Source organism: Mariniflexile sp. (assembly GCF_041583155.1).
GTDB lineage: Bacteria > Bacteroidota > Bacteroidia > Flavobacteriales > Flavobacteriaceae > Mariniflexile.
Genome location: NZ_JBFHGK010000031.1, coordinates 20,942 through 32,729, shown reverse-complemented (window position 1 = coordinate 32,729; position 11,788 = coordinate 20,942). Strand labels below are relative to the sequence as shown.

The window sequence follows — 11,788 nt, the reverse complement described above, 5'->3', positions numbered from 1 at the left end:
TTATATTTTCGTGTAAATTTAAATTTTAATGAATTTCTTTCTATTATGATATTTGATGAAGTTGATAAAAGGTTACTAGAATATTTGCAATTAGACAGTAAACAAACGAATAAGGAGCTTTCTAATAAGCTTAACTTGTCTGTAACAGCAGTTTATGAACGTATTAAGAAGCTTGAAAAGGAAGGGTTTATTGATAAATACGTAGCCTTAGTTAATAAACAGCAGGTTGATAAAGCTTTTGTTGCGTTTTGCCACATAAAACTCATTCAGCATACACAAGATTATGTTGTGAAGTTTGAAAAAGAAGTTACTGCTTTGACCGAAGTTTTGGAATGTTACCACATAAGCGGAGATTGTGATTATTTATTAAAAATATTAACCAAAGATATGGTTGCGTTTAGAGAATTTTTGGTGAATAAATTAACATCTATCAGTCATATTGGGAGTACCCAGAGTATGTTTGTAATTAATGAAGTAAAACATACAACTGCTATAAAATTTTAGTTACAAATTTTTTACTACTTTTAAACAGATTTTTATAACTAACTAATCTTAATTAATGAAAAAACTAGGTTATATTATTTTGGGGATTGTTATTGGTGCTTTTGGTGCATATTTCTTTTGCCAAAACCAATTTGAGGAAGTTCAAACAAAGATTTCAAAACCAAAAGGAGTTATCACGCAAGAAAGGGCAAAAAAACTTAACGATGATTGGACTAAATACCGAAAAGCAGCTGTAGATTCTGCAGCTAAAGAACAAGGTAGAAATCAAGACGATCGTTCCGTTTATTGGAAGCTAGAAGAAGTTGAAAATTATTTAGCCTATGCAAAAAAAGAATCGGATAGTTTGGGGTATGATATGACTGGCATTCGGGTGTATTTAGGTGTTTATGGTGAAAATGCCGGCCAAACCAAGAAAAATTTAACAACCATGTTTATAGTGCCTACTGGTAAAAAGTCCAAATCCCTAGCGGGTAATGTTTTTTTTCAAAATAATGATGAAGATTTACCTGTTGATCCTTTAAATGATGGAGGAGGAAGTGGTAATGGTTATCCACAATAATAAAAATGCAAGAATTTTTATTAAGTAATTATGTTTTGTTTACATACTCTGTTGAAGCCATGGCTGCTATCACAGGTGTGCTTTTGTACAAAAAGTATAAAAATAGTACGACCAGATACTTTATTTACTTTTTGGTATATCTAACCATATGTGATTTTTTAAGTTGTTATACTTGGTTAGTATTCCCAGATAAATTATTTAGTTTTTTGGTAGGAACCATTATTGAGAAAAACTATTGGTGGTCTACACTATATTGGAAAATTGGAGCCATTATGTTTTTTGCGTTTTTTTATCGAAAAATTTTAAAAACAAAACATTTTAAGAATATTATTAAGCTTACGAGTTATAGCTTTTTTATTTTTTCAGTAGGGTACATACTTTATAATTTTGAAAAGTTTTTTATTACTTTCTTTCCGTTAATTAGTGTGTTAGGATCAATTATTATTTTTTTATGTGCCGGATTTTATTTTATAGAAGTCCTTCAAAGTGAAAAAATATTAACTTTTTATAAATCGTTAACTTTTTATATTAGTGCAACTATTTTTATTTGGTGGTTAATTATTACCCCCATAGTTTTTTATGATAATTATACTACTTATGAAATAGCTGTTTACGAGAGAGATTGGGATTATATTAAATTAAGAAGGACAATATATTTATTCTCTAATATTTTTATGTATTCAACTTTTACATTTGCTTTAATATGGTGCCGACCGGAAGCGGATTTTGAGAAGATTAAAAACTTGTAATGGAAGAATTTTTGCTCTCAAATTACATGACATTTACCCTGTCGTTTGAATTTTTGGCAGCAATAACAGGTTTATTTTGCTTAAGAAAATATAAAAATACGCCTGTTAAATATTTTATCTATTTTTTATGTTTCATCGCAATTTCAGAATTTTTATCACTATACACACTGTTTGTTGAAAACGGTAGTTTTTTGTGGTTTTTAAAGGGTACTATTTTTGAGAGAAATTATTGGTTGGTTACAATGTATTGGACGATAGGTAGCATTATTTTTTATTCATTTTACTACTTAAAAGTAATTAGGGCAAAAAAATATTTAAATATCTTAAAGTTTAGCAGCTTTGCTTATTTAACATTTGTTTTATTATATATAAGTACACATTTTAATGCCTATTTTTATAAAAGTTTTGCTAGCATTGATATAGCAGGAACCGTAATTATTTTTATTTGTGTTTTTTTCTATTTTCTAGAATTATTACAAAGTAATAAAATTTTGAAATTTCATAAATCCATTAATTTTTATATTAGTTCGGTTATTTTAATTTGGTGGTTAATAATTACACCTCTGGTGTTTTATCAAAGTTATTTTAATAACGTCGATTGGAATTTTATTTTTTTAAGATGGCAAATTTATTTATTTGCTAATATTTTTATGTATTCAACTTTTACATTTGCTTTAATATGGTGCGAACCGGAGAACGATTAGCTAGTACAGCTTCAGAACGCTATTTACTTATTTATATGATTGCCATTTTGGTAATTGTAACCACTTTGGTAATTATATTTTTTGTTGTTTTTTTAAAGCGAAAAAATAAATTACTGTTAGATAAAATCAAACAACAACAAGCTTTTGAAGCTGAAATTACCCAAGCCCAAACGGAAACACAGGAGCAAACTTTGAAAAATATAGGTTGGGAATTGCACGATAATGTTGGTCAGTTATTGTCTTTCGCAAGTATGCAACTAAGTATATTAAAAATGCAAATGCCGGATGATGCTAAAGATAAATTTAAAGATACATCTGAAGCCTTAAAGGAAAGTTTAGCTGAAGTACGATTGCTTTCTAAAACTTTAAATAATGAAGTGGTGCTTAATATTGGTTTTGAAAAATCGATAACCAATGAGTTAAACCGACTTAAGAAAATGAAATTTACCTCGGCAGAACTTAAAATTATTGGAGATAAGGTTGATTTTAAAGACCGAAAACACGAAATCATTATTTTTAGAATACTACAAGAGTTTTTATCTAATTCGGTAAAATATTCTGAAGCCAAAAACTTGAACATTACCTTAAATTATGAAGGTGTTAATTTAATAATTACAGCAACGGATGATGGTAAAGGATTTAATGTGGCGGAAGCAGAAAAAGGTTCCGGATTAATAAATATGAAAAGTAGAGCAACTTTAATTGGTGCTGCTTTATACTTAACTTCGAAACCAAATGAAGGTGTGAAATTAGAAATAAACTATCCTTTAGAATAAGTTTTAAGCGAAATACCTAAATAGCTTTTTTATTAAACTTAGTTTCTCAGAATACGGAGCGTACCTCATTGGTGGATCGAACCAATTGCCTCTTTTAATAATAGATTTCGTGTGAGAAAAGGCATCAAATCCATGTTTTCCGTGGTAGGCTCCTATGCCACTGGAACCAACACCTCCAAAAGGTAGTCGGTGATTACTAAAATGAATTAAAGTATCGTTTTTTACTCCACCACCAAAACTGTACTTTTTAAGTAGTTGGTTAACAAAATTCTTATTGTTTGAAAAAATGTAAAGGGACAACGGTTTGTCATAATTCCATATGATTTTTTCAATATCTTTTTCTGTGGTGTAGCTTATAATTGGTAACAAAGGACCAAAAATTTCCTCTTGCATTACATTACTTTCTAAACTAGGCTCATCAATAAGTGTAGGGGATAAGTAGTTTTCAGTTTCATCATAATCACCTCCAAAAACAACATTTACATCTTTTAGCATGTTAAGTAAACGCGAGGTGTTATTAGTATTTATTATTCGAGGAAAATCGGGAGAGCTTTTAGGGTTTTCTCCATAAGCCTTTGTTATTTCAGTTTTCAAAAGGGTTATAAAATTTTGTTTTACTTCCGCTTTTATAATGATATAATCAGGTGCAATACAAGTTTGTCCTGCATTGAAAAATTTGCCCCAAGCTATTCTTTTGGCGGTTAATTTTAAGTCGGTTGTATCATCAATAATACAAGGAGATTTACCTCCTAACTCTAATGTAACGGGCGTTAAATGTTTGGCGGCAGCCTGTGCTACAATTTTTCCAACTGAAACGCTACCTGTAAAAAATATATAATCCCATCTCTGAGCTAATAATTCAGTAGACGTTTCTATACCTCCTTGAATGGAAATAACATAATCTTTAGGAAATACCTTTTCAATGAGTTCCGTTATTACCTTCGAAGTGTTTTTAGTGAGTTCACTTGGCTTCAATACAATGGTATTACCAGCGGCAATGGCCATAATTAAAGGTTCTAAAGCAAGCAGAAATGGATAATTCCAGGGGGCAATAATTAATACCGTTCCGTAAGGTTCCTTAAAAATATAATCGCTTGAGGGAAATGTTATAATTGAAGACCTTACGCGCTTCGGTTTGCTCCAATTTTTAAGGTTTTTTATGGCTAAATTGAGTTGAGAAATAACTAGGCCGTATTCGCTAACAAAAGCTTCAAATTCCGATTTTCTAAAATCCTTATATAAAGCATCATAAATGATTTGTTCTTTTGCTAGAATTTCACTTTTAAGAGTTTTCAAATAGTTTAACCTAAAGGCAATGTCTTTGGTTTTTTGAGATTTGAAAAAGGTTTTTTGATCTGAAATACTATTAACGATGCTTTTCACAAACTATTTTTTATAAAGATATAAAATTAAGTATTACATGCATTCCAAACAGCATCGTCAGGTAAAGGTGCTGTAATGGCTATAGTTTCGTTTTTTACAGGATGAATAAATGTGATATGTCTGGCATGTAAATGAATACTGCCATCGGGATTGCTTCTATCAAAACCATATTTTAAATCGCCTTTAATTGGGCAACCTATATTGGATAATTGAGAACGAATTTGATGATGTCTTCCCGTTTCTAAATTAACTTCAAGTAAATAATAATTATCTAGTTTCTGTATTAGTTTATAATGAAGTACAGCCTTTTTACTATCTTTTACTTCTTTAGGAAAAGCGGTCGATTTATTGTTTTTTGGATTCTTTTTTAACCAATTAATTAACGTGTCTGCCACTTTAGGAGGTTCGCTTTTTACAACTGCCCAATACGTTTTATTAATATCTTTGGAAACAAACAAGGCATTTAATCGGGGTAATACTTTACTCGTTTTTGCAAAAATAACAAGGCCGGTAGTTGGTCTATCTAACCGATGTACAACACCTAGATAGACATTTCCGGGTTTGTTGTATTTCTCTTTAATGTAGCTTTTTACAACTTCGCTAAGAGGTTTGTCGCCTGTTTTATCTCCCTGAACAATATCCCCAGCACGTTTGTTAACTATGATGATATGATTATCTTCATATAGAACATGAAGGTTGGTTTTATTAGATAATATTTTTTCTGCCACGAATTATCAAAATTTAATTTCTCGCAAAGTTTTTTGAGATTGAAAACTGCGACTGCGACTGAAAATTAATATTGTTCATTATCATTTGGGAAATCAAGCGTTTTAACATCATCAACATATTGTGATATTGCTTTGCTCATATCTTCATATAAGGTTAAATAACGACGTAAAAAACGTGGGTGAAATTCGTGCGTCATGCCTAGCATATCGTGTAATACTAAAACTTGACCATCAACACCATTACCAGCACCAATACCTATTATAGGAATGCTTACGCTTTCGGCAACTTGTTTTGCTAAAGCGGCAGGTATTTTCTCTAAAACTATTGCAAAACATCCAATGCGTTCTAACATCTTAGCATCTTGGAGCAAACGTTTAGCTTCTTCCTCTTCTTTAGCACGTACGGTATAAGTACCAAATTTGTAGATGGATTGAGGTGTTAACCCTAAATGTCCCATTACAGGAATACCCGCATTTAATATACGTTTTATAGATTCTTTAATTTCTTTTCCACCTTCAAGTTTCACAGAGTGTCCACCACTTTCTTTCATTATTCTGATGGCTGAACGAAGTGCCTCTTTAGGGTCGCTTTGGTAACTTCCGAAGGGTAAATCTACCACGATTAAAGCACGTTCTGCAGCTCTAACTACGGATGAAGCATGATAAATCATTTGATCTAGTGTGATAGGAAGTGTAGTTTCATGACCCGCCATTACATTACTAGCAGAATCGCCCACCAAAATTACGTCAATTCCCGCACTGTCTACTATTTTTGCCATGGTATAATCGTAGGCTGTAAGCATAGATATTTTTTCGCCATGGGCTTTCATATCTATTAAGGTTTTAACAGTGACGCGTTTGTATTCTTTTTTGGCTACGGACATTTTTATGTTTTTTAAAATAGGATGTAAAAGTAATGAATTAAGTGGCAAATTAGTGAAGATAGAAAGTAGAAAGTTTCAAAGTTTAATTGCTGCAAAGCTTTTGAGTTTTTTAACTTGTTATATTTTTCCTTCAACAACTTTTAAACTTAAATAATCAACAGTCTGTTAAATTTACACCAACGGCTAAACCTCCTTTTGAAGTTTCTTTATATTTTTTATTCATGTCTTTAGCTGTTTCCCACATAGTTGCTACCACTTTATCTAAAGGCACTTTAACATTTTTTGGATCTGTGTCTAATGCTAATTCAGCTGCGTTTATGGCTTTTATTGCACCCATGGCGTTACGTTCAATACATGGTATTTGGACTAATCCACCAATGGGGTCGCAGGTTAGTCCGAGGTGATGTTCCATAGCTATTTCAGCAGCTACAACCACTTGTTCGGGGGTACCACCCATAAGTTCACACAATGCGGCGGCGGCCATAGCAGATGAAACTCCAATTTCAGCTTGACAACCACCCATAGCAGCACTTATTGTTGCACCTTTTTTGAAAATACTACCAATTTCGCCAGCTACTAAAAGGAATTGTTTAACATGACTAAAATCGGCCTTATGGTTTTCAATTACCATATAGTACATTAAAACCGATGGGATTACACCTGCACTACCGTTAGTTGGCGCAGTAACTACGCGGCCTAAAGAGGCATTTACTTCATTTACAGACAAAGCAAAACAACTAACCCATTTAAGTATCTGCCTAAATTTAACTTCGGTTTTACGTATGGTTTCTAGCCATTCTTGTGGTGAGTTGTATGGTAAATCAGATTTTAAGGTTTGGTAAGTGTCAAAAGCACGTCTTCTAACATTTAAACCACCAGGTAAATTACCCTCGGTATGACAACCAATATACATGCATTCTAGCATGGTATTCCAAATGCGTTGTAATTCAAAATCGATGGTTTCAATAGAACGTATTGATTTTTCGTTTTCTATAACAACTTCAGAAATGGATTTATTTAATTGATTACAAAATTTTAAAAGGTCTTTTCCAGTTTCAACAGGGTAGGGAAAGGTGCATTGAAAGATGATTTTTTTTGCCTCAGCTATTTTTCGTTCTTCTTGAACAACAAATCCACCTCCTATCGAATAATAGGTAGCTTGTTCTTTCTCTCCCTTTATAACAGCTGTGAACTGAAGTGCATTAGCATGGAATGGTAAGAATTTTTTATTAAAAACAATTTGCTTTTTTGGATTGAATGATAGTTCTTTTTCCTGATTGAAATGTATCATGTTGGTGTTTTTAATTTTAGCAACGATTGTATTAATATTATCAACAGGAACAGTTTCTGGATTGGCACCACTTAAGCCTAACATGATGGCATAATCGGTAGCATGTCCTTTTCCCGTTAAGGATAAAGAACCGTAAAGGTCTACTGATATTTTTTCTACGTCATTAAACTTATTGGTCTCTTTTAATTCTTTTATCCAACGCTCGGCAGCTCGCCATGGACCTAATGTATGTGAACTTGAAGGTCCTACACCAATTTTTAACATGTCGAAAACTGAAATACACTCCATTAAAATATTGTTTTGGGTTTAGAGCAAATATAAGTCAAGTTTTAAGCACCATTAAGAACTATTTATAAAAATAAAAGGCTGTCTTCAAAAAGAAAACAGCCTTTTAAAAAATTTACTAGAAACGATTATTTGATAATGATTTTTTTGGTTTCGTTCGTATTGGTTTTAAGGAAGTAGGTCCCTTTAGATACATTTGGTATTTGAATGCTTGAAGTGTTTTTTGATGAAAATATTTCTCTTCCTTGAATATCAAGCAAAGTGACATCTACATTTTTGTTGAAATACACTATTTCACTAGATTTTGAAGGGTTGGGATATACATTAAAATTGTTTGAGTTTGTATTGAATTCGTTAGTATTCAATATTTCTTTATTAATAGTGTATATGCTTATAGTAGAACTTACTTCATTAGACATCACAATTAATGCAGTACCATTTGGACTATCTTCTGGACTGATATAAATTATACCTTCTGGACCTAAATCGCCACCTTCGTTAGCACCTAAATTTCTATTGTTAACGTATTTTTGAAAAATAGGTGAAGTTGGATTTGTTATATCGTAAACCATTAATCCTCCAACACGTTCCAACGTTATAAATGCATAAAATTTGTTATCAATTTCTGCAACAGTAACACCTTCTGGTTCTGGACCTTTGTTATCACTTCTATTTTTCAAGTTATTATTTTCATTACTTGCATTAAATAACGAACCGTAGGTCAAATCGGCAGCAGTGTAACGTTCAAAATCATCGCCACTATCAAAAACCAAGGCTCCTGTAGTAGCATTCCATATACTGAAGGAGCGGCTTCCTAGCACATGTATTTCATCAAAATCATTATCATTATCAATATCACCAGTAGCATTTGTAACAGTTAACCTTCCTAAATGAATGTTCGATTTTAACAATGCCGCATTAGGAAAAACAGTTGGGTCTAACGGTAATTCGCTTACTCTAACTTCTTCTTCAAACGTATCATATTCCCTGGCGTCTCCTTCATTAGCAGTAACTAAATAGGTTTCAGAATTAACGGAATAACTTGCAATAGCATCTGGCATATACATCCCTTTTATAGGCCAATTTGCCATGAAAATGAATCCCGAATTATCAGAGGCATCTAAGGTATTTCCAGGTAAACTGTGATCTTTTAATCCTAGTGGAAAAATATTTGTTATGGTATTTGTTGTCAAATCAATTACCCCAACTGCATTATTTTCTTGAAGTGTAACCCAAGCTGTTTTGGAATCGTTAGAAACCGTAATGTATTCAGGTTCTAGATCTTGAGAAACGGTGGCTCCTGGGCCAAAAATACGAACGCCAGCGGCTTTTAAGCTAGCTATTTGAGAATCGAAGCTATTAAAATTAATATTAGTAACATGATTTTGAATAATATTACCAAAACCTGCTGTAACATCTATAACTGAGATGTTTCCTTCTGGATCTATAGAGTAATTTGAGTTTGGTTGACCTTCATTTGCAACTAATATTTTGGTTCCATCTGGAGTAAATGTTAGCATGTCAGGTAAATTTCCAACGATAACAGATGTTAAATTTTCTCCATTAATATCCATGAAAACTACAACACCATCGGCCGTTGGTCCATTGGAAGCTGAAACGGCAACAACACCATTTTTAACTGTAACACTTGTAGGACCTTCAGTACCGTAAGAAGATAAGTCGATGGTTTTTAAAGTTGATATATTTGAAATATCGGAGAAATCAAGAATCTCTAACTTTTTTCCAACGGAGTTCATTACAAATAAACGTTTACTATTCGCATCAAAAGCAGAAATCTCAGCAGAACCTGCGGCATCAACCAAGTAGCTTGTATTGTAGTTTATATCTAAGCCATTTGTTGGGAAACTTAGAGTAGTATCTTCATCAAAAATGTAAACTCCCGCTTTATCGATACTTCCTAAAGTGGCGTTAATTGGATTGGATAATTCTAATATAAAAAGTTCATCTGCTTCGGCAATGGCATCATTGTTTATAGTAATGATTAACTCTTTTGAAGCTGTTGAATTAGCTGGAATTGTGATTGTTTGATTTGAAAATGTAAAATCTGATGATTCTGATGCTGTTAATAAACTAGTTACCAAACTTACATCCACCATTATATCGTTGGAATAGGCCGAACTTGCTTTTATGAAAACCGAAATACTTCCAGCATCTTCATTTACTGTATACGTGGCATTTTCAAAAGAAATTTGAGGAATGGAATTAGTAATAGGGGAGAAGGTACCAGGAGATGCATAAACATTTAATCCTAGGGATTGTCCAACTAAATTGGTTGCAGCAGTCCAGTTAGTGCCTTCATTTAATGGATTAGATGGGTTTAACAATTCTAAAGAAGGTCCGTTTCCATCTGGGCTAGTTGGCCAAGGGGAAGCATCATCATATTCAACTTGAGAAATTACGGTTTGGTTAGAATTTACTATTTGTAATAATTCGCCACCATTTCCTAGGGCATTAGAGATTCCTTGTGGCATATCTAAAAATGTAACACCATAAAAGGCATCGGCACTAGGTTTATCGGTAGCCAAAAGTACAACAGCCCCAGCAGCTAAGGTCTGTGCAGGAAATGTGAATACAAAATTACCTTCATCCTTTACTTGGATACCTCCCAACTCAATTGGATTCATGGTTGTGTTGTAAATTTCTAAAAATTCCAATTGGTTAGAATTCTCAGATGGCGCATTATACATTATTTCGGTAAAAATTAACCCTGTTGTTAAGGTATTGTAAAAAAGTGTACTGCTAGTAAAACCTAGGTTTTGAACGTTAGAAGCTAAGTCTTCTATATTATTAACGGTTAGGGTATAGGCTGTTCCGTTTGTAAAACCAGTATGGGTAATTGTTGCTGTATTGTTCGCTGTATTATAATTTATAGCATTAATGGTTAAACTTGGTGAAAGCATATAATTAGAAAGGGTTTCAGCTGATATTGTAGTGACCTCTTCCGAAAAGACTACATCTAATGTGTTTTGGCTGGTAACAATAACGTTTGCTACTGATGGTGCAGTAGAATCTACAGTAGAAATTGAAAAAGAAGTTGTATCAAAAGGTACATCTGGAGCAATTGCATCGTTATGGTCATCGTTAGCAGTATCTTGTATATCATAATTAGACATGTTGTTTAATTGCACCAAATAACCATTTGCTGTTAAACCTGTTCTGGTTCCGTTGTAATGTGCAATATCGGCACCATCGGGACTATAAGTAATAGCAGTAGAGCCATTGGTTAGTCCGGTACCAGATAAAGTACCAAAGGCATTTGCAGCATTGGCAACAGCAGCAATAAACGTTGTAGGTATCCTTGGTCCGGTACCTAAAAATGCAAAAATAGCTTCGGAGCTACTTGAAATTCCGCCAGGTATTCCTGTGATGGTTCCTACAGAAACAACAGGTGTGGCACTAATGGTATAAAATGTTATTACAGTACCAGCTGTAATTATGTTGGCACCTGAGTTCCAATAAAAATCATTTTCATCGGTACCAAAAGCAGTACCGTTCCATTCAGAATCTGTAAAATAAATAGTTGTATTCGCAGGGATATCAACAAAAGTAACCATCGCAAAATCATCATCACCATCTGCGTTAAAGGCAATAAATGCCATATCGCCGGTATTGAGTTGTGCGTTTAGTTGGTTAATAAAAATAATTGAGAGGATAAGTAAAAGTTTCTTCATGATTAATTAATTAATATTTTTTTACTAAGTTAAATTTTGAGTAGTGAGCTTAATTTATCTTATCATTAATTAAAAATGCTTAAAGTTTACTTTATTGTTATCGTATTACTTTTCGTTAACATGGAGTCAATATTAAGTTAATAGACTTGTAACAATTATTTAATATGACAAGGTGTCAGTATTCAGTAGTTGGCATAATCATTGACTTATACATACCGAATTTAAAAATGAAT

Annotated in this window: 9 protein-coding genes; 4 read left to right on the top strand and 5 right to left on the bottom strand. The window is 32.7% G+C overall.

Annotation, left to right across the window (positions count from 1 at the left end; translation table 11 throughout):
* Window positions 1-45: 45 nt before the first annotated feature.
* From ABYI63_RS11875 to ABYI63_RS11860, 4 genes are all read left to right on the top strand, one after another.
* Window positions 46-504: an Lrp/AsnC family transcriptional regulator gene (locus ABYI63_RS11875; protein WP_372756569.1), complete on the top strand. Its 459-nt coding sequence runs from the start codon at window positions 46-48 to the stop codon at window positions 502-504.
* 55 nt (window positions 505-559) lie between these two features.
* Window positions 560-1,063 carry a hypothetical protein gene (locus tag ABYI63_RS11870; RefSeq protein ID WP_372756568.1) on the top strand — a complete coding sequence of 168 codons (504 nt, stop codon included), beginning with the start codon at window positions 560-562 and terminating at the stop codon, window positions 1,061-1,063.
* A 5-nt stretch (window positions 1,064-1,068) separates the two neighbouring features.
* Window positions 1,069-1,812, top strand: coding sequence for a hypothetical protein (locus tag ABYI63_RS11865; protein WP_372756567.1), 744 nt, complete (start codon window positions 1,069-1,071; stop codon window positions 1,810-1,812).
* A gap of 679 nt (window positions 1,813-2,491) precedes the next feature.
* Window positions 2,492-3,292 carry a sensor histidine kinase gene (locus ABYI63_RS11860; protein WP_372756566.1) on the top strand — a complete coding sequence of 267 codons (801 nt, stop codon included), beginning with the start codon at window positions 2,492-2,494 and terminating at the stop codon, window positions 3,290-3,292.
* 3 nt (window positions 3,293-3,295) lie between these two features.
* Here the strand turns inward: ABYI63_RS11860 and ABYI63_RS11855 are convergent, their stop codons facing one another.
* From ABYI63_RS11855 to ABYI63_RS11835, 5 genes are all read right to left on the bottom strand, one after another.
* Window positions 3,296-4,666, bottom strand: a complete 1,371-nt coding sequence (locus tag ABYI63_RS11855) for an aldehyde dehydrogenase (RefSeq protein WP_372756586.1) — start codon at window positions 4,664-4,666, stop codon at window positions 3,296-3,298.
* A 35-nt stretch (window positions 4,667-4,701) separates the two neighbouring features.
* Window positions 4,702-5,403 (bottom strand): RluA family pseudouridine synthase, encoded by a 702-nt coding sequence (locus tag ABYI63_RS11850; protein ID WP_372756565.1) that lies wholly within the window; start codon window positions 5,401-5,403, stop codon window positions 4,702-4,704.
* Window positions 5,404-5,468: 65 nt separating this feature from the next.
* Window positions 5,469-6,287 carry a 3-methyl-2-oxobutanoate hydroxymethyltransferase gene (panB, locus tag ABYI63_RS11845; RefSeq protein ID WP_372756564.1) on the bottom strand — a complete coding sequence of 273 codons (819 nt, stop codon included), beginning with the start codon at window positions 6,285-6,287 and terminating at the stop codon, window positions 5,469-5,471.
* A 154-nt stretch (window positions 6,288-6,441) separates the two neighbouring features.
* Entirely contained in the window at window positions 6,442-7,866 is a 1,425-nt protein-coding gene (locus ABYI63_RS11840; RefSeq protein WP_372756563.1) for an L-serine ammonia-lyase, read from the bottom strand.
* 125 nt (window positions 7,867-7,991) lie between these two features.
* A complete protein-coding gene (locus ABYI63_RS11835) occupies window positions 7,992-11,555 on the bottom strand; it encodes a choice-of-anchor I family protein (RefSeq protein WP_372756562.1) in 3,564 nt (1,187 codons plus the stop codon).
* Between the last annotated feature and the right edge of the window lie 233 nt (window positions 11,556-11,788).